This window comes from Streptomyces sp. NPDC048600 (genome assembly GCF_055587025.1).
The window spans coordinates 421,872-447,001 of sequence record NZ_JBVJGZ010000002.1; the positions used below are offsets into that span (position 1 = coordinate 421,872).

Below are 25,130 nucleotides of genomic sequence, written 5' to 3' on the forward strand. Positions count from 1 at the left end.
GCGCCCGGTTCTTTCAGGGTCGGCTTCCACAAGGCATAGTGCAAGAAATCGGATGACTTGGATACAGCCGTGCCGCCGACACGTCGTGTGGGGGAGCCTTCGATGCCGAGTTTGAGGACACCCGGGCCGTGGACCGCGACCGCGCACCCCGTCCTGTGGGGCGGCTGGGCCGCCCTCGCGGCCGGCGCGGTGCTGTGCGTCATCGGCTGGTACGGCATCTCCGGCGAACGGTTCGCGGAACGCCAGCTGCCGTACCTCGCCTCCTGCACGATCCCGGGGGCCGCCCTGATCGTCGCGGGCGCGGTCCTGCTGGCCCACGGCCGGGACGCGCTCGCCGCCGCGCGCGTGGCGGAGCTGTACGCGCTGCTGACGGCCGAGGAGAGCGACGAGGACGAGGAGCGGGCGGGGGCCGCCGCGGGCCCGGTGGCGGTGTCGGACAGTCTGCTGGCGGTGCCGGGCGGCACGCTCTTCCACCGCGCGGACTGCCCGCTGGTGGCGGGCAGGGCCGAGGCCGTGCCGGTGGACACGGCCCTGCTCGCGGACGGTGAGCTGGATCCCTGCCCGATCTGCGAACCCGCACCCGCGGACACCTGATGTCCTCTCTGACCTGGGACCTCACCCTGGCGGGCCTGTCGGTCGGCGCCGCGGCCGCGCTCACCGGGATCGGGCTGATCGCGACGTACCGGGCGACGGGCGTGCTGAACTTCGCCCACGGGGCGATCGCGGTGGTCTGCGCGTACGTACTGCGGAACTGCGTGGTCGAGTGGGGCTGGCCGCTGTGGCTCGGGGCGGTGGTGACGCTGCTGGTGGTGGCCCCGGGCATCGGGGTCGTGCTGGAGCGTTTCGTGTTCCGGCCGCTGTCGGTGCTCGGCGGCGACCCGGCACAGACTCTGGTGGCGTCCATCGGCGTGTTCGTGCTGCTGGTGGGCGGCTCGGCGCTGCTGTGGGGCCAGGGGGCGCGGGACGACGCCCCGGAGCTGCTGTCGGCGGACCCCTGGGGCCAGCTCGCGGTCGTGCTGCTGCTCGCGGCGGGCCTCGGCGCGGTGATCCGCCGGACCCGGTTCGGCCGGGAGCTGCGGGCGGTGGTGGACGACCGCCCGCTCGCCGTGCTGGGCGGCATCGACGCGGACCGGGTGGCGGCGGCGGGCTGGGCGTTCGGCGCGTTCACGGCCGGTCTGACGGGCGTCCTGCTGGCGCCGTACGTGCGTCTCGACCCGTACGGGATGCCTCTGCTGGTGATGGAGGTGGTGGCGGTCGCGGTGGCCGCGCGGATGCGCAGTCTGACGGTGGCGGTCGTGGTGGCGCTCGGCATCGGCGTGGCGCAGAGCCAGCTGACGCGGCTGCATCCCGAGGGCTGGGGCGAGCCGCTGCTCCAGGCGGTGGGCGCGAACCTGTTCGTGCTCGCGCTGCTGGTGGCCGCGCTGGTGCTGCCGGGCGTGGGCACCCGCGACGCGCTGCCGCGCCCGGCGAGGCCCCGGGCGGCCACCCCGCCCGGCGCCTGGCCGGTGGTGCTGGTCCTCTTCCTGCTGCCCCTGGGCTTCGCGGGCTCCGACCTGCACACCGCGGTGCAGGTCCCGGCGCTGGCGGTGGTACTGCTGTCGCTGGTGGTGGTGACGGGCCGGGGCGGCCAGATCTCCCTGGGCCAGGCGGCCTACGCCGGTCTGGGCGCCCTGTTCACCGCGCTGCTCGCGGCGGGGCGCTTCCCGGGGCTGCCGCAGCTGCCCGAGCCCGCCGCCCTGGCGGTGGCCGTGCTCCTGGTCGCCCCGCTGGGCCTGCTGACCGGCTGGCCCGCGATCGGCCGCCGCGGTCTCGCGCTGGCCCTGGCGACCTTCGCGGTGGGCGTCGCGGTGAGCCGGTTCGTCTTCGCCCAGCCCTACGCCACGCACGGCCTGTCGCTGGACCGCCCGGCCGGATTCGACGGGGACCGGGCGTACTACGTCCTGGAGCTGGTGCTGCTCGCGGCGGCGCTGGGGGCGGTGCACCTGCTGCGCCGGGGCCGCACCGGCCGGGCCCTGGCGGCCATGCGCGACCACGAGGCGGGCGCGTCGGCGGCGGGCGTGGCGGTGCCCTCCCTGAAACTGCTGGCGTTCGTGGCGGGCGCCGCCCTGGCCGCGCTCGGCGGCGCCCTGCTCGGGATGGGCCTGCGCGCCTTCGACCCCGCCGCCTACGACCCCGTGCGCAGCCTGCTCTGGTTCGCCGCGGTCGTCGTCCTCGGCGCCGACAGCACGCTCGGCGCCCTCGCCGCCGCGGCCCTCCTGGTCGGCCTGGACGCGGGCGCCCGGGGCGGTGTGGCGGCGGCCCTGATCGGCGTCCTGGCGGCTCTGGTGGGCCGCTTCCCGTCGGGCCCCTACGAGGCGCTGCGCTCGGCCGCGGCACGGCTGCGGCCCGGGCGCCGGACCCGGCTGACCCCGGCGGGGCAGCGGGTCCGGGCGCGCCTGCGCGGGAGCCCGCCCACCCGCGGACGCCCGCCGGCCGGGCCACCGGCGCCCGCCCCGCGGGCCCCCGTCCGCCGCCGCGCCCCCGCCGCGCCGCTGCTGACCGCCCGCGGCCTTCATGTGCGCTACGGCGGCTTCGCCGCGCTCAGCGGTGTCGACCTGGAGGTGCGCACCGGCCGGGTCACGGCGGTGGTGGGACCCAACGGCGCGGGCAAGAGCACCCTGTTCGACTGTCTCGCGGGGACCCTGCGCCCCGCACGCGGCAGGGTGCTGCTCGACGGGCGGGACATCACCGCGCTCCCCGCGCACGCGCGCAGCCGCCTGGGCGTCGCCCGCTCCTTCCAGCAGCTCGCGGTGTTCCCCTCGCTCACCGTGGCCGAGAACGTCCGGGTGGGCGCCGAACAGGGCCGTGGCGGCGCCGGCGCGACGGAACGGGCACTGGCCCTCTTCGGGCTCGACGCGGTGCGCGACCGGCCGGCCGCCGGCCTCCCCACCGGCACCCTGCGCCGGGTGGAACTCGCCCGTGCGCTCGCCACGGGTCCGCGCGTGCTCCTCCTCGACGAACCGGCGGCCGGTCTGGACACCGCGGAGGTCGCCGCCATGGCCGAGGTGCTCGCCGCCCTGGCCGCCGACGGCACCGCGCTGCTCGTCGTCGAGCACGACCTCGACCTGGTGGCGGACCTGGCCGACGTGGTGCATGTGATGGCGGCGGGCCGGATCGTCGCCGACGGCCCGCCCGGCAGCGTCCTGCACGCGCGCGAGGTGGGCGCATGACGATGTCCCTGCGCCACGCGCGCGTGCGCTACGGCCCCCTGGAGGCCCTGCACGGCGTCACCCTGGCCGCCCCCTCCCCCGGCCTGACCGTGCTGCTGGGCCGCAACGGCTCGGGCCGGACGACGGTGCTGCGGGCGCTGGCCGGGACCGTGCCGCTGACGGGCGGGGCGGTGGTCTGGGACGGCGCGGACGTGACCAGGACGTCCGCGCACCGCAGGGCTCGCGCGGGCCTGCGCCTGGTGCCCGAACGCCGGGCCGTCTTCGGCTCCCTGACGGTCCGCGAGAACCTGGAGCTGACCGCCCCGGACCACGGGCCGGCCCTGGCGGCCTACCCGCTGCTCGCCCCGCTCCTGGACCGGCCCGCGGGCACCCTGTCCGGCGGGGAGCAGCGGATGCTGGCCCTGGCCCGCGCGCTGCTCGCCCACGCGCGCGTGGTGCTGGTGGACGAGCCCGCGCAGGGCATGTCGCCCGGGGTCGCGGCCCGTACCTACGAGCTGCTGGCCGGGCTGGACGCGTGCGTGGTGATCGCCGAACAGCGGCTGCCGCCCGCCCTGCACGGAAGCGGGGCGTTCGTCTACGAACTGCGGCGGGGCGTGGTCGTGTTCGCCGGGGATGCCGCGGAGTGGCTGCGCGGGACGGCGGGCCGGGCCGGGGAGTGACCCGGCCCGGCGACGGGCGACGCCCGGGGGAGCCGGCCGCTACCGGGCCGACGAGCCCTTCGGGATGACCAGCAGCATGCCGATCCGCAGCAGGTCCGGATGGCTTCCGAGAACCTTGGTGTTGGCCGTGTAGAGCCCGCGCCAGCCGCCCTTGACGCCGTACTTGCGGGCGAGCGCGAAGAGGGTGTCGCCGGACCTGACGGTGTGCATGCGACCGGAGAGGCCGTACTTGCGGGAGCACGCGGGCCAGGCCTGCCAGCCCTGCCACGCGAGCACCTCGCGGGCCACGGCGATCTGCTGGGCCCGGGTGGCGAGGTCGGCGCGACGGGCGTACTTGAGGCCGCCGTACGCCTCCCAGGTGGGCTGCCAGAACTGGAGCCCTCCGTAGTAGCCGTTGCCGGTGTTGATGTGCCAGCGGCCGCTGCTCTCGCACTCGGCGATGCAGCCCCAGGGCCACTCGTCGTCCGCGCAGGCGTAGGGCGCGCGGGCGACGGCGGTGTCCGGCGGGCGGGACAGCGGCGCGGCCTCTGCGGCGGCCGGGGTGAGGACGGCGAACAGGGCGAGGGCGGCGAGCACGACGGAGCGCGGGTGCGGCATCGGGCCACGCTAAGCAGCGGGCCGCGCCCGGCCTTCTCAGCCGCGCCAGGGACGGGCGGGGCCCCACCCGGTCGGCGGACCGGGCGGGGCCTCGTGGGCCGGGGCGCGGGTGGGGCCTCGTGGGCCGGGCCGCGGGGGCTCAGACGTCGAGGCGCAGGCCGGGCAGGATCAGATCGGGGTCGGCTCCGACGACGGCCTTGTTGGCGGCGTACAGCGTCTGCCAGTCGGTGCCGTGCCGGGCGGCGACGGAGCTCAGCGTGTCACCGCGGCGGACCGTGTAGTCCCCGCGGGAGGCGGACCGGTCGGTGTGGTTCACGGTGCGCGCGGGAGCCTCTGCGGGCTCGGCGGGGGCGGGGTCCGCCTCCGGGGTGCTCGGGGTGCCGGAGGTGCCCTGGCCCGACGAGGAGGCCGCCGGAGCCGCGGGGGCGTCGCCGTACGCGCCGGCCCGTGCGGAACAGGTCGGCCAGGCGCCCCAGCCCTGGCCCTGCTGGACCCGGGTGGCCACGGCGATCTGCTGCTCACGGCTCGCGCCGTCCGCGGTCGGGGCGTAGGCGGAGCCGCCGTAGGCGTTCCAGGTGCCGGCGGAGAACTGGAGTCCGCCGTAGTAGCCGTTGCCGGTGTTGATGTGCCAGTCGCCGCCGCTCTCGCACTGGGCGATGCGGTCCCACACTCCGCCGTCCGCCGCCTGCGCCTCGCCGGTGACGGCCAGCAGCCCGAGGGGGGCCAGCAGGGCCGCCCCGGCGAGAGCCGCCGTCGTGCGCGTCGTGCGGGTCGTGCGGGAGGAGGTGGGGCGGTTGGTATCGGCACATTCGGACATGGGCATCCCTCTCTACGGACCCGGGGTCCCCCGGAGCGGGGCACGCTCCCGCGCGTCGGCGCGTTCCGCGTGTCCCACCCGTCCGCCACGGGGGGGCGTACCGCCCGTTCTCCGCACCCGGTGCGGGGAACTCGGTACTCATTGCTACGTACTTGCCTGGTGCTGATCGGCGGACGTACCCGAGCGGTGCTCGTTGCACACGGCCGATGAATGTACGGAGCGTGGCGAGTCCACATCAACCAACTTCTTGTCATTCCAGGCCAGTTGGCCGTTACCGGCGGTATCACCGTAGGGCGACTGTCCACTTCATCGCTGGATTTCCCGACTTGTCGACCAGGTAACGACCCGGTCACGTGACGATCTGTGACTCAGCTCACCGCTTCAAGTTCCTTCGCCTTTCACTTACTTGACTATGAGTGGCCGATTCCGTGCGCATTGTGACCCTGCGCGTCGGATGGTTCGATTCCGTTCGCCGAGCAGCGTGACCACCGCCACAACTCCCCCGTTGTCTTCTTCATGAGGCCGCCCGGCCTCGCCCGACCCCGCATCCCCAGGGAGCCACCCGTGCCGCGCATGCTCGACCTCAGTGACGAGGTACGCGCCGAGATCGGCGACGAAGAAGCAGACCGGCTGCTCGCCGGAGTCAACGCCCCCGGCAGCTACGACTGCACGTCCTGCCGCACCCCGGGCGACTCGGACCAGGAGCCCACCAGCACCGTCCTGTTCGTCGGGGACGAGACCGCCGTCCTGGCCTTCGCCCACGCGGGCTGTCTGCCCTCGCAGGTCGTCCAGGTCACCGAGGAGCAGCTGCGCGGGGCCGTGCGGTCGATCAGCGGTGACACCGTCGATCTGGAGCCCGACAAGGTCGTTCCCGAGCAGGCCGTCCTGGGTGTGACCAGCGGACTCATGCTGATCGCCGGGGAGTTGCACCCCGCCCTGGTCGTGGAGCCGACCGGCCCGGTCGTGCGGCCCGGCTCCGACGGGCTGGGCGACGACTTCCTGCCGCTGCTCATCGAGCAGGGCTTCATGCCGGTCACAGAGCTGTCCTCGGTGCCGCCGGTGCAGCACGGGTGGTCGGTGCTGCTGGCCATGGGGCAGCTGCACGCGGTGCTCCAGCCCGGCCCGAACGGCGGCCAGCCGGTGGCCTGGTGGCAGGCCCACCAGCCGCTGCAGGTGACGGAGGGCTGGCGGGCCGCCGCGAACAAGCACCAGCAGGTGCTGATGTTCGCCGCGCCGGTGGGGTCCATCGGACGGCAGCCCCGCGAGGACCTGCTGCGCGACGCGCTCGACAAGGCCGCGGCGAACGGAAAGCTGGTCGGGGCCGTGCTGCCGCTGGCGGGGACGTGAGTCCCGCCTGCTGAGTCGGGGCCGCGGGGCCCGTGCGGCCGCTCGCGCCCGCGCGGCGGAGCCACGCACCGACACCGCCCCGCACCCCCCTTCACGCCGGCTCCGCGGCGCATCTCTTCCACGGCTCGGTCGTTTGGACATACGTGCACGCATACTCCGTCCCCCGCCGCCAGGTTCCCCCGCCGATTCCGTCCGCACGAGCGGCGAACGACGGCGGGCCCTCGGCCACGCCCATCTACGACGCGCTCTACGCCGAGTACGTCAAGACCTTCCGCTCGCTGCCGGGCGACCGCAGCGGCGAGGAGGAGCTGGGCTTCACCGCGTTCGGCACGCGCCACCCGGCGGCGTACCCGGGCTCGTTCAGCAGCTCCTTCAGCAGCTCGTACAGCGCCTACAGCGCGGGCGCGAGCAGCGCCCGGCACGGCACGGGACAGCAGTCGCAGTGGCAGCGGGTCGGGCAGCTCGGCACGATGACACATGTGCCGGCCGCGCTGCCGCCGGGGACCGGCGGGAACTGACGCCGAAGGGGCGGCCTCCTTGCGGGAGGCCGCCCCTTCGTGCCGTGGTCACGTCCGTGCCGTGGTCACTTCTTCTTCGCGCCGCGCTTCTCGCGGACCCGCACGGAGATATGGATCGGCGTGCCCTCGAAGCTGAACTCCTCGCGCAGCCGGCGCTCGATGAAGCGCCGGTAGCCCGCCTCGATGAAGCCGGAGGCGAAGAGCACGAACCGCGGCGGCTTGGTGCCGGCCTGGGTGCCGAAGAGGATGCGCGGCTGCTTGCCGCCCCGGACGGGGTGCGGGTGGGCCGCGACCAGCTCGCCCAGGAAGGCGTTCAGCCGGCCGGTCGGGACGCGCGTCTCCCAGCCCGCGAGGGCCGTCTCGATCGCGGGGACCAGCTTCTCCATGTGCCGGCCGGTGCGCGCCGAGACGTTCACCCGGGGCGCCCAGGCGATCTGGGCGAGCTCGGTCTCGATCTCCCGCTCCAGGTAGTAGCGGCGCTCCTCGTCGAGGGTGTCCCACTTGTTGAAGGCCACGACCACCGCGCGCCCGGCCTCGACGGCCATGGTCACGATGCGCTGGTCCTGCACCGAGATGTTCTCGGCGGCGTCGATCAGGATGACGGCGACCTCGGCCTTCTCGACGGCGGCCGCGGTGCGCAGCGAGGCGTAGTAGTCGGCGCCCTGCTGGAGGTGGACCCGCTTGCGGATACCGGCGGTGTCCACGAACTTCCAGGTGACGCCGCCCAGTTCGATCAGCTCGTCGACCGGGTCACGGGTGGTGCCCGCGAGTTCGTTGACGACGACGCGCTCCTCGCCGGCCACCTTGTTCAGCAGCGAGGACTTGCCGACGTTCGGGCGCCCGATCAGCGCGATGCGCCGGGGACCGCCCACGCCCGCCCCGCCGAAGCTCTGCTCCGGCGCCTCGGGCAGCGCCTCCAGGACGGCGTCCAGCATGTCGCCGGTGCCCCGGCCGTGCAGCGCGGACACCGGGTGGGGCTCGCCCAGGCCCAGCGACCACAGGTAGGTGGCGTCGGCCTCACCGCTCGGGCCGTCGACCTTGTTGGCGCACAGCACCACGGGCTTGCCCGCCTTGCGCAGCAGCCGTACGACGGCCTCGTCGGTGTCGGTGGCGCCGACCTTGGCGTCCACCACGAAGACCACCGCGTCGGCCGCCTCGATGGCGAACTCGGCCTGCGCGGCCACGGAGGCGTCGATACCGAAGACGTCCTGCTCCCAGCCGCCGGTGTCGACGACCTTGAAGCGGCGGCCGGCCCATTCGGCCTCGTAGGTGACGCGGTCGCGGGTGACGCCGGGCTTGTCCTCGACGACGGCCTCACGGCGGCCGATGATCCGGTTCACCAGGGTCGACTTGCCGACGTTCGGGCGGCCCACGACGGCGAGCACCGGGAGCGGGCCGTGCCCGGCCTCCTCGATGGCGCCCTCGACGTCCTCGAGGGCGAAGCCCTCCTCCACGGCGAGCTCCATGAACTCCGCGTACTCGGCGTCGCCGAGCGCCCCGTGGTCGTACTCGTGCTCGGCCGAGCCATCGGGCTGGATGTGGTCGTTCATGAAGTCCGTACCTCGTTCATCGTGGTGATCGGTGGACCTCCCGTCACGGGTGATCCACTACTCAGTCTCGCCCAGCACCCGGTGGGGCGCCCGGCGTTTTCGTCGCTAGCGCCCGGTCAGGCGCCTGGCACTCCGAAGGTGCTCGGTGAGCTGCTTCTGGATGCGCTCGGTCGCCTCGTCCAGCGCCCGGCGGGTGCGGCGGCCGCTGCCGTCGCCCGCGTCGAAGGGCTCGCCGAAGACGACGTCGACGCGGCTGCGCAGCGGCGGCAGCGCCTTTATCAACCGCCCGCGGCGCTCGGCGCTTCCCATGACGGCCACCGGCACGATCGGTGCGTCGCCGCGGACCGCGAAATAGGCGAGCCCGGCGCGCAGCGAGGCGAAGTCGCCCTCGCCCCGGGTGCCCTCCGGGAAGATGCCGAGGGCGCCGCCGTTCTTGAGCACGCCGAGGGCCTGCGTGATCGCCGTGCGGTCGGCGGCCGCGCGGTCCACCTTCAGCTGGCCGATGCCGGTCAGGAAGGGGTCGAGGGGGCCGATGAAGGCCTCCTTCTTGATCAGGAAGTGCACGGGCCGCGGGCACACACCCATGACCATCGGGCCGTCGATGTTGTGGCTGTGGTTGACGGCGAAGATCACCGGGCCGGCCACGGGCACCTTCCAGGCGCCCAGCACGCGCGGCTTCCACAGCCCGTACATCAGGCCGACGCCGATCCGGCGCCCGATCTCGGCGCCCTGCTCGGACGGAATCCCGGCAGCCCGCTCGGACGGAAGGCTCACTCTCCGGCTCGCTTCTCCTCGACGAGGGTGACGACACACTCGATGACCTGGGCCAGCGTGAGGTCGGTGGTGTCGACCTCGACCGCGTCGCCGGCCTTGGCCAGCGGCGAGGTCGTGCGGCTGGAGTCGGCCGCGTCGCGCTTGAGCAGCGCCTCGCGGGTCGAGTGCACGTCGGCACCCTTCAGCTCTCCGCTGCGGCGGGCGGCACGGGCCTCCGCCGAGGCGGTCAGGAAGATCTTCAGGTCGGCGTCGGGCAGCACGGTCGTGCCGATGTCCCGGCCCTCGACCACGATGCCGAGCTCCGCGCCGGCCGCGATGGAGCGCTGGAGCTCGGTGATCCGGGACCGGACCTCGGGCACCGCGCTGACCGCGCTGACCTGGGAGGTGACCTCCTGGGTGCGGATCGGCGCGGCGACGTCGATGCCGTCGACGGTGATCGTGGGCTTGTCCGGGTCGGTGCCGGAGACGATCTCGGGCTTGCCCGCGACCGCGGCGATCGCGGTGGGGTCCTCGACGTCGATCCCGTTGCTCACCATCCACCAGGTGATCGCCCGGTACTGGGCGCCGGTGTCCAGGTAGCTGAGGCCCAGCTGGGCGGCCACGGCCTTGGAGGTGCTCGACTTGCCGGTGCCGGAGGGGCCGTCGATGGCGACAATCACGGGCTGGGCGGCGCCGTTTTCCACGGAGGGACACCTTCCTGGTGCGGTGAGGCTGGTGGGGTGCGGGACGTCAGAACGCCCCACACAAGGTTACCGGCCCTTCGGCACCCCTCCGACTGCCGGAGGGACCGGCCCCGTACGGCCGGTCCCTCCGGTGTGCTCCTCACCGTCCCGGAAGGCGCCGGGCGCCGTCCGAGAGCCGTCCCGGACGGCGCCCGGCACCTTCCGGCCCGGGCCCCGCGGGGACGCCCTACTGCCGGATCGACCAGCCCCGCTCGCGCAGGGCCGCCGTCAGCATCGGCGCGGCCTTCGGCTCCACCATGAGCTGCACCAGGCCCGCCTGCTGCCCGGTCGCGTGCTCGATGCGCACGTCCTCGATGTTGACCCCGGCCCGGTCGGCGTCGGCGAAGATCCGGGCCAGCTGTCCGGGCTGGTCGTCGATGAGCACAGCCACCGTCTCGTACACCCGGGGCGCCGAGCCGTGCTTGCCGGGGACCCTTATCTGCCCGGCGTTGCCGCGCCGCAGCACGTCCTCGATGCCGGCCGCGCCCTCGCGCCGCTTGTCCTCGTCGGAGGACGCGAGGGCCCGCAGCGCCCGGACCGTCTCACCGAGGTCGGCGGAGACGTCCGCGAGCAGGTCGGCGACCGGGCCGGGGTTCGCGGAGAGGATGTCGATCCACATCCTGGGGTCGGAGCCCGCGATCCGGGTCACGTCACGGATGCCCTGCCCGGACAGCCGTACGGCGGCCTCCTCGGCGTTCTCCAGGCGCGCGGCGACCATGCTGGACACCAGGTGGGGCATGTGCGAGACGAGGGCGACGGCACGGTCGTGGGCGTCGGCGTCCATGACGACCGGGACGGCACGGCAGTGCGAGACCAGCTCCAGGGCCAGGTTCAGCACCTCGGTCTCGGTGTCCCGGGTGGGCGTGAGGACCCAGGGGCGGCCCTCGAAGAGGTCGCCCGTCGCGGCCAGCGGGCCCGACTTCTCCCGGCCGGACATCGGGTGGGTGCCGAGATAGCGCGACAGGTCCAGGCCCAGCTCCTCCAGCTCGCGGCGCGGGCCGCCCTTGACGCTGGCCACGTCGAGGTAGCCGTAGGCCACGTCCCGGCGCATGGCGTCGGCCAGCACCCCGGCCACGTGCGCGGGCGGCGCCGCGACCACCGCGAGGTCGACCCGCCCGGCGGGCTCCTCGTCGGTGCCGGCCCCCAGCGCGGCCGCGGTACGGGCCTGCTCGGGGTCGTGGTCGGCGAGATGCACGGTGACGCCCCGCTGGACGAGGGCCAGCGCCACCGAGGTGCCGATGAGCCCGGTTCCTACGACGAGTGCGGTCCTCACTGGGCGATGTCCTTACGCAGGGCGGCGGCCGCACCGAGGTACACATGGGCGATGTCGGCGCGCGGCCGGTCGGATTCGATGTGGGCGAGGACCCGGACGACGCGGGGCATCGCCCCCTCGATCTCCAGCTCCTGGGCGCAGATCAGCGGCACGTCGACGATGCCCAGCTTGCGGGCGGCCACCGCGGGAAAGTCGCTGTGCAGATCGGGCGTGGCCGTGAACCAGATGCTGATCAGGTCCTCGGTGGTCAGGCCGTTGCGCTCGAGGACCTCGGTGAGCAGCGCGCCGACCCGCTCCTCCATGTGCCCGGCCTCGTCCCGCTCCAGTTGCACGGCTCCCCGGACCGCTCGTACCGCCACGGTGCTGCTCCTCGCTGGTCTGCGTCTGTGCTGTTGGCCTGACCAGCGTAGTCAGCTCGCGCGGGAACGGCGTACGGCTCGAGTCCGCCTGGAGGCGCTCCATAGTCACATGCCGTGAGCACCCCGGCGTCCGTCACCCGCCGCCCCCGCGCGGCCCGGTCACATGTCCCACAGCGCCCCGAGGGTCATCAGCTCGCCGTGGTACTCGATCCGGTCCGCCCACTCGGCGGGCCAGGCCGCCGCGCCCAGGTGCGCCCCCGCGAAGGCGCCCGCCAGACAGGCGATGGAGTCGGAGTCCCCCGAGGAGCAGGCGGCCCGGCGCAGCGCGGTCAGCGGCTCGTCCACGAACAGCAGGAAGCACAGCAGCCCGGTCGCCAGCGCCTCCTCGGCGATCCAGCCCTCGCCGGTGGCCAGGCACGGGTCGGTCTCGGGGGAAGGCTCGCGCAGCGCCTCCTGAAGCCGTGCCAGCACGGCGAGGCAGTCGTCCCAGCCGCGCGCGATGAAGTGCTCGGGCGAGGGGTCCTGGGCGCGGGTCCACAGGTCGCCCAGCCAGGTGTGGTGGTAACGGGTGCGGTTGTCGTAGGCGTACGACCGCAGCAGCCCGACCAGTCCGGTCGGCTCGGCGCCCTGGGCGAGCAGCCGTACGGCGTGCGCGGTGAGGTCGGAGGCGGCGAGCGCGGTGGGATGGCCGTGGGTGAGGGCGGCCTGCAACTGGGCGGCGCCCGCGCGCTGTTCGTCGCTCAGCCCGGGGGCGAGGCCGGTCGGCGCGACCCGCATGTTGGCGCCGCAGCCCTTGGAGCCGATCTGGCTGGCGTCCTGCCAGGCGCGGCCCTCGGCCTTGAGGAGGTTGCATGCGACCAGGCAGGTGTTGCCGGGTGCGCGGTTGTTCTCCGGTGACCGGTACCAGTCCACGAACTCCTCGCGCACCGGCCGCTCCAGCCGCTCGGGCCCGAGCACGCCCCGGTCCATGGCGGTGCGCAGGCCGCGGCCGAGAGCGAGGGTCATCTGGGTGTCGTCGGTGACGAGCGCCTTCTCCGGCAGCCGCAACTGCCGCCACGGCCCGAACCGGTACTCGATGGACTCCACCGTGCTGAACTCCGTCAAACGGCCCAGCGCGTCCCCCAGGGCGAGCCCCAGCAGGGCCCCGGTGGCGGCGTTCTTCCCCACGATGCTGGTCATTCGGGACGTCCTTCCCGGGACGGTCGGAGCAGGGGTGGATGCAGTGCGGTGGCGGTGCCCGCGCGGTAGACGGCGGCGGGCTTGCCGCGGCCTCCGGTCAGCCGCGCGGCGCCGGGCACGGCTTCCACGAAGCCGGGGGTGGCGAGCACCTTGCGGCGGAAGTTGGGCCGGTCCAGCGGGGTGCCCCACACGGTCTCGTAGACCTGCTGGAGCTCGCCGAGGGTGAACTCGGGCGGGCAGAAGGCGGTGGCGAGGCAGGTGTGCTCCAGCCGGGCGCCGACCCGGTCGTGGGCGTCGGCGAGGATCCGGTCGTGGTCGAAGGCCAGCGGCCCGGCCGTGCCGTACGGCAGCCAGCCCGCCCGGGCCGCGTCCCCGCCGCCGCGCGCCTCGGGAGCGTCGGGCAGCAGCGCGGTGAAGGCGACCGAGACGACCCGCATCCGGGGGTCTCGGCCGGGTTCGCTGTAGGTCCGCAGCTGCTCCAGGTGCAGCCCGGAGACGTCCGCCAGGCCGGTCTCCTCGGCGAGTTCGCGCCGGGCGGCCGTCTCGGCCGACTCCTCGGGCAGCACGAAGCCGCCGGGCAGGGCCCAGCGGCCGGCGTAGGGCTCCTGCCCGCGCTGGACGAGCAGGACGTGCAGGGCGCCCTCGCGCAGGGTCAGGACCGCGAGGTCGACGGTGACGGCGAAGGGTTCGTACGCGTGCTTGTCGTACCCGCCCACGACCACCACCCCCTTTAATAGTCACTGCGACTATAAAAGAGGGTGGCGGGGGATCACAAGCTGTTTAGAGGTCGACTTCCTTCATGAGCATCCCGACCTCGGTGTTCGACAGCCGGCGCAGCCAGCCCGACTTCTGGTCGCCCAGGGTGATCGGGCCGAACGAGGTGCGCACCAGCTTCTCGACCGGGAAACCGGCCTCGGCGAGCATGCGGCGCACGATGTGCTTGCGGCCCTCGTGCAGGGTCACCTCGACGAGGTAGTTCTTGCCGGTCTGCTCGACGACCCGGAAGTGGTCCGCGCGGGCGTAGCCGTCCTCCAGCTGGATGCCGTCCTTGAGCTTCTTGCCCAGATCGCGCGGGATCGGGCCGACGATGGCCGCGAGGTAGGTCTTCTTCACCCCGTACTTGGGGTGGGTCAGCCGGTGGGCCAGCTCGCCGTGGTTGGTGAGCAGGATGACGCCCTCGGTCTCGGTGTCGAGCCGGCCGACGTGGAAGAGCCGCGTCTCACGGTTGGTGACGTAGTCGCCGAGGCACTGACGGCCCTCGGGGTCCTCCATGGTGGAGACGACACCGGCAGGCTTGTTCAGCGAGAAGAACTGGTACGACTGGGTCGCGACGGTCAGGCCGTCGACCTTGACCTCGTCCTTCTCCGGGTCGACCCGCTTGCCCTGCTCGAGCACGATCTCGCCGTTGACCTCGACACGGGCCTGCTCGATCAGCTCCTCGCAGGCGCGCCGGGAGCCGTAGCCGGCCCGGGCGAGCACCTTCTGGAGCCGCTCGCCCTCCTGCTCGGCGCCCGGGAAGGTCTTGGGCAGCTTGACGTCCTTCTTGCCCGCGTACCGCTCGCGGTTGCGCTCCTCGGCCCGCGTCTCGTACTCGCGCGAGCGTCCGGGGGCCGTACGGCCGCGTCCCGTGCCCTGCTGGGACTGCTTGGGGCCGCCCTTGGCTCCGCCGCGCGCGGCGCCGCCGCGACCGGACTTGGGGCCGTCCTGGGTCGCTCCGGGGCCCACGTCGTAGCGGCGCTCCTCGGGGCGGGGCTTGCGGGGACGGCCGCCCTGCCCCTGGCGCTCGTCCCTGTTGTTGCCGGCGCCGCGGGAGTTACCGCGCCCGCCGTTCCTGCCGCTGCCGCTACCGCTACCGCTACCGCTGCTTCGCATCAAAGTTCCGTCGTCGTCGTGTGTTCGCCGTCTGCGTCCGGGCCGCCGTCGGGGGCGTCCGGGTCGAACGACGGCACCCCTTCCTGGGTCTCGGCCTCGATCGCGTCCGCCTCCGGGAGGAAGGGCGCGAGCTCCGGGAGTTCGTCCAGACCGCGCAGGCCCATCCGCTCCAGGAAGTAGTTCGTCGTCACATACAGGATCGCACCTGTTTCGGGTTCCGTGCCCGCCTCCGCCACCAGACCGCGCTGGAGGAGGGTGCGCATCACGCCGTCGCAGTTGACCCCGCGCACGGCCGAGACCCGGCTGCGGCTGACCGGCTGGCGGTACGCCACGACGGCCAGGGTCTCCAGCGCCGCCTGGGTGAGCCGGGCGGTCTGCCCCTCCAGGACGAGTTTCTCCACGGCCGCGGCGTACTCGGGACGGGTGTAGAAGCGCCAGCCGCCCGCGACGAACCGCAGCTCGAAGCCACGGCCCTGGGCCGCGTAGTCCTCGGCCAGCTCGCGCAGCGCCTTGGTGATCTGCCGCCGGGGCCGTTCGAGCAGCTTCGCCAGATGCTCCTCGGTCGCGGGCTCGTCCACGACCATGAGCACGGCCTCCAGGGCGGGCCTGAGGTCGAGCTCGGCCACGGAACGCGGGCCGCCCGACGCGTCGGTGCCGGACTCGCTCATGGCTTCTTCTCCTCCTTGGGCTCCTCGGGCGGCCGGTCGAACTCGTCCGTCACCCTCGGCGTATCGTCCCCGTCCCCGCCGGTCCACCGCACCAGCAGGTCCCCCAGCGCCTCCTCCTGCTCCAGCGCGACGGCCTTCTCCCGGTACAGCTCCAGCAGCGCCAGGAACCGGGCCACGACGGTGAGGGTGCCGTCGGCGTCCGACACCAGCGCCTGGAAGCTGGCCTCCCCGAACTCGCGGAGCCGCGAGACGACGATCCCGGCCTGTTCCTGCACGCTGACGAGCGGCGCGTGGATGTGGTCGACGTAGACCTGCGGCCTGGGCCTCGGCTGCATCGCCTTCACGGCGAGCCTGGCGAACCCCTCGGGGCCGATGCTGATGACGACCTCGGGCAGCAGTTCGGCGAGCTGCGGCTCCAGACCGACGGTACGGGGGTAGCGCCGCGCCTCGTCCGCCAGCCGCCGGTTGAAGATCTCCGCGATCTGTTTGTACGCGCGGTACTGGAGCAGCCGTGCGAACAGCAGGTCCCGGGCCTCCAGCAGGGCCAGGTCGGCCTCGTCCTCGACCTCGGCGGCCGGCAGCAGCCGGGCGGCCTTCAGGTCGAGCAGGGTCGCGGCCACGACGAGGAACTCGGTCGTCTGGTCCAGGTCCCAGTCAGGCCCCATGGCCCGGATGTGCGCCATGAACTCGTCGGTGACCTTGGACAGCGCCACCTCGGTGACGTCCAGCTTGTGCTTGGAGATCAGCTGGAGCAGGAGGTCGAAGGGGCCTTCGAAGTTGGCGAGCCGGACCTTGAAGACGCCGTCGCCGGGCTCACCGGCGGAGGGCCCGGGCGAGGGCTCGGGCTCCGGCGAGGGCTCGGGCTGCGGCGAGGGCTCGGGCTGCGGCTCAGGCTCAGGCTTTGACTCGGCCTCGGGCTCAGGTTGTCGCTCGGGCTCGGGCTCGGGCGGCTCCGCCTCAGGACTTTCGGCCTCTGGGCGACCGGCTTCAAGCCCCTCGACCTCAGGACGCTCGGCCTCGGGACGCTGGACCTCCGGACGCTCGGCCTCGACCGACCCGGTCCCGGATTCGTCCCCGGCCCCGGCGCCGCCACTCTCCGCCGCCGCGGGAGCCACGGCCCCGCCCGCCCCCGGCCCGCGCCCCAGCGCACGCCGACGCCCGCCGGCACCACCGGCCGCGGCAGCGGGAACGTCGCTCGAGGTCATAGCCTCCGCAGGCTACCCCTACCGTCCCCGCAGCCGCCGAACCAGAATGCTCGCTTCCCCGCGCGTCTCCAGATCCGCGAGCACCACGGCGACCGCCTCGCGGACGATCCGCCCACGGTCCACGGCCAGCCCGTGCTCACCGCGGAGCACCAGACGGGCGTGCTCCAGATCCATCAGCTCCTCGGCGGACACATAGACGGTGATCTTCTCGTCGTGCCGCTCGCGCCCGCTCGGGCGCCGCGAGGAGCTCCGCCCCCGCTTGCGCGGCTCCGTGGCAGAACCTTCCTGCGGCGGTACCGCCTGCCGCCGGGCGGAGCCGCGGCTGCGGGACTCCCCGGCCTCGGCCCCCTCCGCGTCGGCCGCGACGTGCTCCGCCCCGTCCCCGTCCCCGGCCTGCGCGGGCACCGCCTGCGGCGCGTCCTCCGCGGCCGCGGCGGCGTCGCCCTCACCGGCCGGCGGGGGCACCCGGGCCTCGCCGCCTGCCTGGCGTCGTGGGGTGGACGGCTGAAGCGCCGTGCCCCCTGTCGTACGGAAGAGTTCGTCGGCCCCCGGCAGACTCACTCGGCGTGACACCGGGCGAGCACCTCCCTGGCGAGCTGGCGGTAGGCGGCGGCACCGACGGAGTTGGAGGCGTAGGTGGTGATCGGCTCGCCGGCGACCGTGGTCTCCGGGAAGCGCACCGTGCGGCCGATGACCGTGTGGTAGACGTGATCGTCGAACGCCTCGACGACACGCGCGAGCACCTCACGGCTGTGCACGGTGCGCGAGTCGTACATCGTGGCGAGGATCCCGTCGAGCTCCAGCTCCGGGTTGAGCCGCTCCTGGACCTTCTCGATGGTCTCGGTCAGCAGCGCGACACCGCGGAGGGCGAAGAACTCGCACTCCAGGGGGACGATCACCTTGTGGGCGGCCGTCAGCGCGTTGACGGTGAGCAGGCCGAGCGAGGGCTGACAGTCGATCACGATGTAGTCGTAGTCGTCCATCAGCGGCTTCAGCGCACGCTGGAGCGTGGACTCGCGGGCCACCTCGGAGACCAGCTGGACCTCCGCCGCCGAGAGGTCGATGTTGCTCGGCAGCAGGTCCATGTTGGGGACCGCGGTCTTCAGGAGCACCTCGTCCGCCGACATGCCCCGCTCCATGAGCAGGTTGTAGACGGTGAGGTCGAGCTCCATCGGGTTGACACCGAGACCCACCGACAGCGCGCCCTGCGGGTCGAAGTCCACGAGCAGCACCCGGCGGCCGTACTCCGCGAGGGCGGCACCCAGGTTGATGGTCGACGTGGTCTTGCCCACGCCGCCCTTCTGGTTGCACATCGCGATGATCGTCGCGGGACCGTGGTTGGTCAGCGGTCCCGGGATCGGGAAGTACGGCAGCGGGCGTCCGGTCGGGCCGATGCGCTCACGGCGCTGACGGGCAGCGTCGGGTGCGAGCGTGGCCGCGTACTCCGGGTCCGGCTCGTATTCGGCGTCGGGGTCGTAGAAGTGCCCCTCGGGCAGTTCGTCGTAGTCGGCGAAGTGGTTGTGGGGCGCGCCACTTCCGTCGCCGGCCATGGCGTTCACGTGATGGCCATCCATGCTCTGGTGTGCTGACAGAGCCGTGTGGGGGCTGGTCTGGCTCTGGCGGGCTGCGAAGGTTCGGACAGCGACGGAGCCGACAGCCTCGAGCCCCGTGGAGCCCTGGCCCCGCGTAGGCATTCCTGGTTGACCACCCCCGGGAGAAAATGTCGACTCATTCACAAGTCGTCTTACCTCCTTGGTGACCAGGAAACTTCTAGACAAGGTCAGCGTGGCACCATGCCGACGGTTGGCGACTCTATGGCGTGTCGAGGGTCCGCAGCAACACAATCCGCCGGACCCGGCAGGATGTGTCGGCAATGAAACATCCCTCTGTCAAGGGCGTACGGGCGTCGCACGGCAGGTTTCACGGGTGTGCGAATCGGTTCAAGGGTTACGTTCGAGGCGAGTTGGCCTAGAGTCGCAAAGTGACCATACACACATCCGGCCGGACCTTGTCGGCAAGGTCCGGCCGGATGCGTGGTGTTGACGACCTGTGTTGACGAATCGCCTTTTACCGAACGGTGACTCGGCGACCGGGACCGTCGGCCGAGGTCAGCCGAGCAGGGTCTCCAGCTCGAGGTGCTCCAGGCCGTGCGCCTCGGCGACCTCGCGGTAAACGACCTTGCCGTCGTGGGTGTTCAGGCCCTTGGCGAGCGCGGGGTCGCGGCGCAGCGCCTCGGCCCAGCCGTTGTTGGCGAGCGAGACGATGTACGGCAGCGTGGCGTTGGTGAGCGCGTAGGTGGAGGTGTTCGGCACCGCGCCCGGCATGTTGGCGACGCAGTAGAAGACCGAGTTGTGGACCTTGAAGGTCGGCTCGGCGTGGGTGGTGGGACGGGAGTCCTCGAAGCAGCCGCCCTGGTCGATCGCGATGTCGACAAGGACACTTCCGGGCTTCATCCGGGAGACCAGCTCGTTGGTGACGAGCTTCGGGGCCTTGGCGCCCGGGATGAGGACGGCGCCGATGACGAGGTCGGCGTCGAGGACGGCCTTCTCCAGCTCGAAGGCGTTGGACATGACGGCCTTGATCTTGGTGCCGAAGATCTTGTCGGCCTCGCGCAGCTTGTTGATGTCGCGGTCGAGCAGGGTCACGTCGAAGCCCATGCCGATGGCGATCTGCGCGGCGTTCCAGCCGGAGACGCCGCCGCCGATGACGACGGCCTTGGCCGGGGTGACACCGGGGACGCCGCCGGGCAGGACGCCACGGCCGCCGACCGGGCGCATCAGGTGGTAGGCGCCGACCTGCGGGGCCAGCCGGCCCGCGACCTCGGACATCGGGGCGAGCAGCGGCAGCGCGCGGTTGGCCAGCTCGACGGTCTCGTAGGCGATGGCCGTGGTGCCGGACTCCAGGAGGGCGTCCGTGCACTCCTTGGAGGCGGCCAGGTGCAGGTAGGTGAAGAGCGTCTGGTCCTTGCGGAGGCGGTGGTACTCCTCGGCGATGGGCTCCTTGACCTTCAGCAGCAGGTCGGCGGTGGCCCAGACCTCGTCGGCGGTGTCCAGGATCTCCGCACCGGCGGCCACGTACTCGTCGTTCGTGATCGAGGAGCCGAGACCGGCGTCGCGCTCGACGACGACCTGGTGGCCGTTGCGCACCAGCTCGTGCACACCGGCGGGGGTGATGGCCACCCGGAACTCGTTGTTCTTGACCTCGCGGGGGATGCCGACCTTCACGTCGATCACGGTCCTTGGCTCAGAGGGGGATTGCACGACATACCCGTATACGCAGGGGCATACCGGGAGACACCGCAGGAGAACGTGCGGCAGAGCCAGTTTAATGAAGGTGTTCCCGCTGTCTAGCCTTTCATTGCATCAATCTTCAGCAGATGTACTGCGGATTTCGCAGGCATTAGGGCCTTGTTCCGGGGGTTCCTCGCCGGTAACGACCTCCTGGAGCTCCTCCCCCAGCATGCGCTCGGCCGTCGCGCGGTGCAGCCGCGCGGCCGCCGGGTCGCCCAGGTGCTCCAGGATGTCGGCCGTCCTGAGGTGCAGTGCCGCCTGGAGACGCTGGTCCTCCGCCTGCCTCGCCCACTCCACCGCCTCCTGGCAGGTGCGCAGGCATTCCTCGGGCCGCCCGGCGTACTCCTGCACGCGTGCCAGCTCGCTCAACGCCCGTGCCTGTGCGGCGACATCGCCCTCCTTGCGGTGGCCCGCGACAGCCGCCCGCCAGCCCCGCAGCGCCTCGCCGTAGCGGCCCGCGTAGGTGTGCGCGGTGGCGATCCGGCCGTACAGCCGGGCGGCGTCCGCGCGCTCGTCCCGGGCCAGCCGCTGGGCCAGCGCCCGGCCGAACCAGTCGGCCGCCCGGTCGTAGTCCCCGAGCTCCAGATGCGCGCCGCCTACGGATTCCATCGCCCGGCCGGTCGCGTACGGGTCGTTCGCCCGGCGTCCGGCGTCCAAGGCCGTCCGGAAACGCACCAGCGCCTCGGCCGTGCGTCCCGTGCGGGCGTCGAGATCGCCCAGGTTCAGCAGGGCCGCGGCCTGCTCCCGGGCCAGCCCGCGGCGCTCGGCCACGTCCAGCACCAGTCCGTGCAGGCCATACAGGTCGGCCGCCGCGGCCTGGGTGCCGATGTGCGCGACCATGGTCCGCACCAGCTGGGACATCAGCCGCCGGGCCAGCGTGTCCAGCTCGCCGTCGGCGACCGCCAGCCGGGCGGAGGCGAGCAGCGCGGGCCGCCGGACACCCAGCCACTCGGCGGCCGCCCGCGGGCTGGGGAAGCGCAGCGAGCGGGGCATGCCGAGCAGCTTCTCGCGGGCCTGCGGACTGTCCGTCTCGGTGATCGCCCGGCAGGACTGGAGCAGCCGTACGGTCCGCTCCAGCATGCGCGCCCGCGCCAGCTGGAGCTCGGCCGGACGGTCCTGGGACTCGGCGAGGGCCTTCAGCAGCGGCTGGAGGCAGCCGGGGACCTCGTACTGCGGCAGCGGGGCGTCCAGGGCGTGCAGCAGGCCGAGCGCGACGAAGTCGTCCAGGGTGGTGCCGGCGCTGCTGACCGAGCACCCGGCGAGCGCGGAAGCCGTGTGCGGGTCGACCAGACCGGCCGGGGCGAGCGAGAGCAGTCGCAGTATCCGGGCGGCGGGGGCGGGCAGCGAGCCGTAGGCGAGGCGGAAGACACGGGCGAGCGGGGTGCCGGACTCGTCGCCCTCGGCGTGCAGATGCTTGGCCAGGTCGGCGACGGCGGCCTTGGGCCGGGCCGCGAGCCAGCCGCCGGCCATCATCAGGGCGGCCGGCTGCGCCTGACACTCCTCCACCAGGCCCTCGGCGGCCCGCGGGTCCACGGTGATCCGGACCGACCCGGTGTGCCGCGACAGCAGCTCCAGGGCCGACTTGGTGTCCAGCCCGCCCAGCGTGCACGGCCGTACGTCGGAGATGCCGGTCAGCGGCCCGCCGGAGACGGCCACGACCAGGCTCTCGGGCGAGTCCGGCAGCAGCGCGTCGACCTGTGCGGCGTCGACGGCGTCGTCCAGCAGGAGCAGGGCCCGGCGCCCGGCCAGGGCCTCGCGCAGCGCCTCCGCGAGCTCGTCCTCGGCCGCGCCCGGCGGCGTGGGCAGCTCCAGCGCGGTGAGCAGGTCCCGGGCCACGCGCTCGACGGGTACGGGGGTTCCGCCGGGCTCGCTCAGCCGGGCGCGCAGTACCCCGTCGGGGTAACGGTGGGCGACCTGGCGCACCAGCTCCTCGGCCAGCGCGCTGCGCCCCGACCCGGGCCGCCCGGCGATCAGCAGCACACGCGCGCGGGGCGCCTTGCGCCCGGAGAGGGTGTCCAGCCCGGCCCGCTCGATGTCGGCGCACAGGCCCTTCAACTCCCGGGTGCGCCCGAGAAACCCATCCTCACGGGCCTGGACCGACAGCCGCGCACCACCGGTGTCCACCGCCTGATCCGTCACGGGCCACACTCCCGTCCCACCGCACGCGCAAGCCCGCCGGGACTCCGGTTCGGGCGTTTCCAGAGCCTAGTTCACGCTCTGCGACGGACCGGTCCGAGCAGGCCGACACCGATCAAGGACTCCCCTGATCGGATCAACGGACAGTAGGACAGCCCTCTACGGGGCGAGGGACAGTGCACCCTCAGCAGCTCCATCGCACGCACGCGACAACAGCCGCCCTAAACGGGCGCGGGACGGTGCCCGATCTGCGGCTCCGCCGCGTGGGCGCGACAAGCAACGACGGCGCAGCACTCAACCGAACAAGCCGGCCCGAGCGGCGCTCACTCCTCAAACGGCCGGGCAGGCCAAGGCGCCGACGCCGGACGCAACCCCTCCAACCCCGCCCCCTGCCGCGCGGCCACCAGCGAAAGCACACCCACCACAAGACAGTTGTTGTGCAACTCCCCCGCGAGTACACCCCGCACAAGATCGTCCAGCGGCACCCGAGCCAGCTCGAGGTCGATCTCCTCGTGCTCCGCCGCGAACCGCTCCCCCTCCGCCTCGGAGAGATCCCGCGCCAGGAAGATCCGGATGGCCTCGTCACAACCGCCGGGCGTCGTGTACACATCCGTCAGCACCCGCCAGGTCTCCGCCTTGACGTGCGCCTCCTCGTACAGCTCCCGCTGGGCCGCGTGCAGCGGGTTCTCCCCGGGCACGTCGAGCAGCCCCGCCGGGATCTCCCACAGCTTGTGCCGTACGGGATGCCGGTACTGGCGGAGCACCAGCACCCGGTCCTGCTCGTCCAGCGCGAGGACGGCCACCGAGCCGGGGTGCACCTGGTAGTCGCGGCGCACCACGGTGCCGTCGGGCATGACCACCTCGTCGGTGCGCACGGAGGTCTTGTTGCCCCGGAAGGGGAACTCCGTCGCCCGGGTCTCCCACTCCTCGGGGGTGTCCTTGATCGTCATGCCAGCCCTTCCACGTGCGAAGACGAAACCGGGGTGCGCCCCGTTGAAGGTTCGCACCCCGGCCACCGTACAACTGGTGTGTTACTCGGCAGCCTTCTCCTCGGCCCCCGCCAGCTGACGCTCGACGGACGCCTTCACCAGCCCCGCGAACAGCGGGTGCGGGCGGGTCGGCCGCGAGCGCAGCTCGGGGTGGGCCTGTGTGGCGACCAGGTAGGGGTGGACGTCGCGCGGGTACTCGACGTACTCGACGAGCTTGCCGTCCGGGGAGGTGCCCGAGAAGAGGATGCCGGCCTTCTTCTCCAGCTCCGCGCGGTAGGCGTTGTTCACCTCGTAGCGGTGCCGGTGGCGCTCCTCGACGTACTCCTTGCCGTCGTAGACCTCGCGCACGATCGAGCCCTCGGCCAGCTTCGCCGGGTACATGCCGAGTCGCATGGTGCCGCCCATGTCGCCCTCACCGGCGACGATGTCCATCTGCTCGGCCATCGTGGAGATGACCGGGTGGCCGGTCGCCGGGTCGAACTCGGTGGAGTTGGCGTCCGAGATGTCCGCCAGGTGGCGCGCCGCCTCGATCACGATGCACTGCAGGCCCAGGCAGAGGCCGAGCAGCGGGATCTTGTTCTCGCGGGCGTACTTGATCGCGCCGACCTTGCCGAGCACACCGCGGTCGCCGAAGCCGCCGGGGATGCAGATGCCGTCCACGTCGGCCAGCTGGGCCTTGGCGCCGGCCGGGGTCTTGCAGTCGTCCGAGGTGACCCACTTGATCTTGACGCGGGTCTTGTTGGCGAAGCCGCCGGCGCGCAGCGCCTCGGTCACCGACAGATAGGCGTCGGGCAGGTCGATGTACTTGCCGACCAGCGCGAGGGTGACCTCGTGGTCGGGGTTGTGGACGCGGTCGAGCAGGTCGTCCCAGGTCGTCCAGTCCACGTCGCGGAACGGCAGGTCCAGCTTGCGGACGGCGTAGGCGTCCAGGCCCTCGCCGTGGACGGTCTTCGGGATGTCGTAGATCGAGCGGGCGTCGGGGCAGGCCACCACGGCCGCCTCGTCCACGTCGCACATCAGCGAGATCTTGCGCTTGATCGCGGTCGGCACCTCGCGGTCGCAGCGCAGCACGATCGCGTCCGGCTGGATACCGATGTTGCGCAGGGCGGCGACCGAGTGCTGGGTGGGCTTGGTCTTCAGCTCGCCGGAGGGACCGATGTAGGGCAGGAGAGAGATATGCACGACGAAGACGTTGTCCCGGCCGACCTCGTGGCGGACCTGGCGGACGGTCTCCAGGAACGGCAGCGACTCGATGTCGCCGACCGTGCCGCCGACCTCGGTGATCACGACGTCGACCTCGTCCGTCGCCATGCGGCGGATGCGGTGCTTGATCTCGTTGGTGATGTGCGGGATGACCTGCACGGTGTCGCCCAGGTACTCGCCGCGCCGCTCCTTGGCGATCACGGTGGAGTAGACCTGGCCCGTGGTGACGTTGGCGGTGCCGTCCAGGTCACGGTCGAGGAAGCGCTCGTAGTGACCGATGTCGAGGTCGGTCTCGGCGCCGTCGTTGGTGACGAAGACCTCGCCGTGCTGGAACGGGTTCATCGTGCCCGGGTCGACGTTCAGGTACGGGTCGAGCTTCTGCATGACGACCCGCAGACCCCGCGCCTTGAGCAGCATGCCCAGGCTGGAGGCGGTCAGCCCCTTGCCGAGAGAGGAGGCGACACCCCCGGTGACGAAGATGTGCTTGGTCGTCGTGGATTTGGGCGTCATGGCCAAGAGGGGGCTCCCGTGGTCGCTGTCTGGCGGTGCGGTCCGACTGCCGGACCGGAGAATTCCGGCGGCGCCGTCGCTGCGGTTCGGGGGTGCGATCTCAAGGGAGGGACGCCCACCGGTCCACGGGCTACCAGCGTATCAGCGCCGCGGGGCACCGGCTCCCGGCCACGCTCCGCACACGCGCGGACACCCTCCAGGTCAGCGTGCCGGGCGGGTCCGCGCAGCTCACCCGCGGCTCACTCGTTCGGCG

23 protein-coding genes are annotated in these 25,130 nt (G+C 72.9%); 5 read left to right on the forward strand and 18 right to left on the reverse strand.

Annotated elements, in window-relative coordinates; genetic code table 11:
* Window positions 1-102: 102 nt before the first annotated feature.
* The 3 genes from ACZ6SQ_RS04075 to ACZ6SQ_RS04085 are packed head-to-tail and all read left to right on the forward strand — an operon-like array spanning window position 103 to window position 3,868.
* Window positions 103-594: a hypothetical protein gene (locus tag ACZ6SQ_RS04075; RefSeq protein WP_469556548.1), complete on the forward strand. Its 492-nt coding sequence runs from the start codon at window positions 103-105 to the stop codon at window positions 592-594.
* The gene (locus ACZ6SQ_RS04080; RefSeq protein WP_469556550.1) at window positions 594-3,209 is read left to right on the forward strand and encodes an ABC transporter permease subunit; all 2,616 of its coding nucleotides are present in this window, start codon (window positions 594-596) and stop codon (window positions 3,207-3,209) included. The genes ACZ6SQ_RS04075 and ACZ6SQ_RS04080 overlap by 1 nt, the downstream gene beginning before the upstream one ends.
* Window positions 3,206-3,868: an ATP-binding cassette domain-containing protein gene (locus ACZ6SQ_RS04085; RefSeq protein ID WP_469556551.1), complete on the forward strand. Its 663-nt coding sequence runs from the start codon at window positions 3,206-3,208 to the stop codon at window positions 3,866-3,868. The genes ACZ6SQ_RS04080 and ACZ6SQ_RS04085 overlap by 4 nt, the downstream gene beginning before the upstream one ends.
* A gap of 39 nt (window positions 3,869-3,907) precedes the next feature.
* Here the strand turns inward: ACZ6SQ_RS04085 and ACZ6SQ_RS04090 are convergent, their stop codons facing one another.
* Together ACZ6SQ_RS04090 and ACZ6SQ_RS04095 are read right to left on the reverse strand one after the other, a co-directional pair.
* Window positions 3,908-4,465 (reverse strand): transglycosylase family protein, encoded by a 558-nt coding sequence (locus ACZ6SQ_RS04090; protein WP_389326173.1) that lies wholly within the window; start codon window positions 4,463-4,465, stop codon window positions 3,908-3,910.
* A 139-nt stretch (window positions 4,466-4,604) separates the two neighbouring features.
* Window positions 4,605-5,282, reverse strand: coding sequence for a LysM peptidoglycan-binding domain-containing protein (locus ACZ6SQ_RS04095; protein WP_469556553.1), 678 nt, complete (start codon window positions 5,280-5,282; stop codon window positions 4,605-4,607).
* Window positions 5,283-5,846: 564 nt separating this feature from the next.
* On the opposite strand from ACZ6SQ_RS04095, the gene ACZ6SQ_RS04100 reads away from it, so the two are divergent.
* Together ACZ6SQ_RS04100 and ACZ6SQ_RS04105 are read left to right on the forward strand one after the other, a co-directional pair.
* Window positions 5,847-6,629 carry a hypothetical protein gene (locus ACZ6SQ_RS04100; RefSeq protein WP_469556554.1) on the forward strand — a complete coding sequence of 261 codons (783 nt, stop codon included), beginning with the start codon at window positions 5,847-5,849 and terminating at the stop codon, window positions 6,627-6,629.
* Between the two features lie 143 nt (window positions 6,630-6,772).
* Entirely contained in the window at window positions 6,773-7,147 is a 375-nt protein-coding gene (locus ACZ6SQ_RS04105; RefSeq protein ID WP_469556556.1) for a hypothetical protein, read from the forward strand.
* A gap of 65 nt (window positions 7,148-7,212) precedes the next feature.
* Here the strand turns inward: ACZ6SQ_RS04105 and der are convergent, their stop codons facing one another.
* The 16 genes from der to ACZ6SQ_RS04185 form a co-directional block, all read right to left on the reverse strand.
* Window positions 7,213-8,697: a ribosome biogenesis GTPase Der gene (gene der, locus ACZ6SQ_RS04110; protein WP_386376957.1), complete on the reverse strand. Its 1,485-nt coding sequence runs from the start codon at window positions 8,695-8,697 to the stop codon at window positions 7,213-7,215.
* 105 nt (window positions 8,698-8,802) lie between these two features.
* Complete coding sequence (locus ACZ6SQ_RS04115; protein ID WP_469556558.1) at window positions 8,803-9,471, reverse strand: lysophospholipid acyltransferase family protein; 669 nt, start codon at window positions 9,469-9,471, stop codon at window positions 8,803-8,805.
* Window positions 9,468-10,154, reverse strand: a complete 687-nt coding sequence (cmk, locus tag ACZ6SQ_RS04120; RefSeq protein ID WP_469556560.1) for a (d)CMP kinase — start codon at window positions 10,152-10,154, stop codon at window positions 9,468-9,470. Before cmk ends, ACZ6SQ_RS04115 begins: the two co-directional genes overlap by 4 nt.
* 226 nt (window positions 10,155-10,380) lie before the next feature.
* The gene (locus ACZ6SQ_RS04125; RefSeq protein WP_469556561.1) at window positions 10,381-11,466 is read right to left on the reverse strand and encodes a prephenate dehydrogenase; all 1,086 of its coding nucleotides are present in this window, start codon (window positions 11,464-11,466) and stop codon (window positions 10,381-10,383) included.
* Window positions 11,463-11,825, reverse strand: a complete 363-nt coding sequence (aroH, locus tag ACZ6SQ_RS04130; RefSeq protein WP_469556563.1) for a chorismate mutase — start codon at window positions 11,823-11,825, stop codon at window positions 11,463-11,465. The genes ACZ6SQ_RS04125 and aroH overlap by 4 nt, the downstream gene beginning before the upstream one ends.
* A 159-nt stretch (window positions 11,826-11,984) precedes the next feature.
* On the reverse strand, window positions 11,985-13,004 hold the full coding sequence (locus ACZ6SQ_RS04135; protein ID WP_469556565.1) for an ADP-ribosylglycohydrolase family protein: 1,020 nt from the start codon (window positions 13,002-13,004) through the stop codon (window positions 11,985-11,987).
* Window positions 13,001-13,729 (reverse strand): NUDIX hydrolase, encoded by a 729-nt coding sequence (locus ACZ6SQ_RS04140; RefSeq protein WP_469556567.1) that lies wholly within the window; start codon window positions 13,727-13,729, stop codon window positions 13,001-13,003. The genes ACZ6SQ_RS04135 and ACZ6SQ_RS04140 overlap by 4 nt, the downstream gene beginning before the upstream one ends.
* Window positions 13,730-13,784: 55 nt before the next feature.
* The gene (locus ACZ6SQ_RS04145; RefSeq protein ID WP_469556570.1) at window positions 13,785-14,876 is read right to left on the reverse strand and encodes a pseudouridine synthase; all 1,092 of its coding nucleotides are present in this window, start codon (window positions 14,874-14,876) and stop codon (window positions 13,785-13,787) included.
* Window positions 14,876-15,544 (reverse strand): SMC-Scp complex subunit ScpB, encoded by a 669-nt coding sequence (gene scpB, locus ACZ6SQ_RS04150; RefSeq protein WP_469556571.1) that lies wholly within the window; start codon window positions 15,542-15,544, stop codon window positions 14,876-14,878. The genes ACZ6SQ_RS04145 and scpB overlap by 1 nt, the downstream gene beginning before the upstream one ends.
* Window positions 15,541-16,749 (reverse strand): segregation and condensation protein A, encoded by a 1,209-nt coding sequence (locus tag ACZ6SQ_RS04155; RefSeq protein ID WP_469556573.1) that lies wholly within the window; start codon window positions 16,747-16,749, stop codon window positions 15,541-15,543. Before ACZ6SQ_RS04155 ends, scpB begins: the two co-directional genes overlap by 4 nt.
* An 18-nt stretch (window positions 16,750-16,767) precedes the next feature.
* Window positions 16,768-17,322, reverse strand: a complete 555-nt coding sequence (locus ACZ6SQ_RS04160) for a hypothetical protein (RefSeq protein WP_469556575.1) — start codon at window positions 17,320-17,322, stop codon at window positions 16,768-16,770.
* A complete protein-coding gene (locus ACZ6SQ_RS04165) occupies window positions 17,307-18,443 on the reverse strand; it encodes a ParA family protein (protein WP_389326214.1) in 1,137 nt (378 codons plus the stop codon). Before ACZ6SQ_RS04165 ends, ACZ6SQ_RS04160 begins: the two co-directional genes overlap by 16 nt.
* Before the next feature lie 414 nt (window positions 18,444-18,857).
* A complete protein-coding gene (gene ald / locus ACZ6SQ_RS04170; RefSeq protein WP_469556623.1) occupies window positions 18,858-19,973 on the reverse strand; it encodes an alanine dehydrogenase in 1,116 nt (371 codons plus the stop codon).
* Window positions 19,974-20,111: 138 nt separating this feature from the next.
* Complete coding sequence (locus tag ACZ6SQ_RS04175; RefSeq protein ID WP_469556577.1) at window positions 20,112-22,178, reverse strand: tetratricopeptide repeat protein; 2,067 nt, start codon at window positions 22,176-22,178, stop codon at window positions 20,112-20,114.
* Window positions 22,179-22,498: 320 nt separating this feature from the next.
* Window positions 22,499-23,125 carry an NUDIX domain-containing protein gene (locus ACZ6SQ_RS04180; RefSeq protein ID WP_386376944.1) on the reverse strand — a complete coding sequence of 209 codons (627 nt, stop codon included), beginning with the start codon at window positions 23,123-23,125 and terminating at the stop codon, window positions 22,499-22,501.
* Between the two features lie 81 nt (window positions 23,126-23,206).
* Window positions 23,207-24,877, reverse strand: a complete 1,671-nt coding sequence (locus ACZ6SQ_RS04185) for a CTP synthase (protein ID WP_469556579.1) — start codon at window positions 24,875-24,877, stop codon at window positions 23,207-23,209.
* Window positions 24,878-25,130: the final 253 nt, after the last annotated feature.

Excerpts from the sequence above, each read along its gene's own strand:
- ACZ6SQ_RS04185 (WP_469556579.1), bottom strand. The coding sequence starts at position 24,877 with ATGACGCCCAAATCCACGACGACCAAGCACATCTTCGTCACCGGGGGT.
- ACZ6SQ_RS04165 (WP_389326214.1), bottom strand. The coding sequence starts at position 18,443 with ATGCCTACGCGGGGCCAGGGCTCCACGGGGCTCGAGGCTGTCGGCTCC.
- ACZ6SQ_RS04145 (WP_469556570.1), bottom strand. The coding sequence starts at position 14,876 with ATGCGAAGCAGCGGTAGCGGTAGCGGTAGCGGCAGCGGCAGGAACGGC.
- ACZ6SQ_RS04085 (WP_469556551.1), top strand. The coding sequence starts at position 3,206 with ATGACGATGTCCCTGCGCCACGCGCGCGTGCGCTACGGCCCCCTGGAG.
- ACZ6SQ_RS04080 (WP_469556550.1), top strand. The coding sequence starts at position 594 with ATGTCCTCTCTGACCTGGGACCTCACCCTGGCGGGCCTGTCGGTCGGC.
- ACZ6SQ_RS04135 (WP_469556565.1), bottom strand. The coding sequence starts at position 13,004 with ATGACCAGCATCGTGGGGAAGAACGCCGCCACCGGGGCCCTGCTGGGG.
- scpB (WP_469556571.1), bottom strand. The coding sequence starts at position 15,544 with ATGAGCGAGTCCGGCACCGACGCGTCGGGCGGCCCGCGTTCCGTGGCC.
- ACZ6SQ_RS04090 (WP_389326173.1), bottom strand. The coding sequence starts at position 4,465 with ATGCCGCACCCGCGCTCCGTCGTGCTCGCCGCCCTCGCCCTGTTCGCC.
- ACZ6SQ_RS04180 (WP_386376944.1), bottom strand. The coding sequence starts at position 23,125 with ATGACGATCAAGGACACCCCCGAGGAGTGGGAGACCCGGGCGACGGAG.
- ACZ6SQ_RS04075 (WP_469556548.1), top strand. The coding sequence starts at position 103 with ATGCCGAGTTTGAGGACACCCGGGCCGTGGACCGCGACCGCGCACCCC.
- der (WP_386376957.1), bottom strand. The coding sequence starts at position 8,697 with ATGAACGACCACATCCAGCCCGATGGCTCGGCCGAGCACGAGTACGAC.
- ACZ6SQ_RS04095 (WP_469556553.1), bottom strand. The coding sequence starts at position 5,282 with ATGTCCGAATGTGCCGATACCAACCGCCCCACCTCCTCCCGCACGACC.
- ACZ6SQ_RS04155 (WP_469556573.1), bottom strand. The coding sequence starts at position 16,749 with ATGACCTCGAGCGACGTTCCCGCTGCCGCGGCCGGTGGTGCCGGCGGG.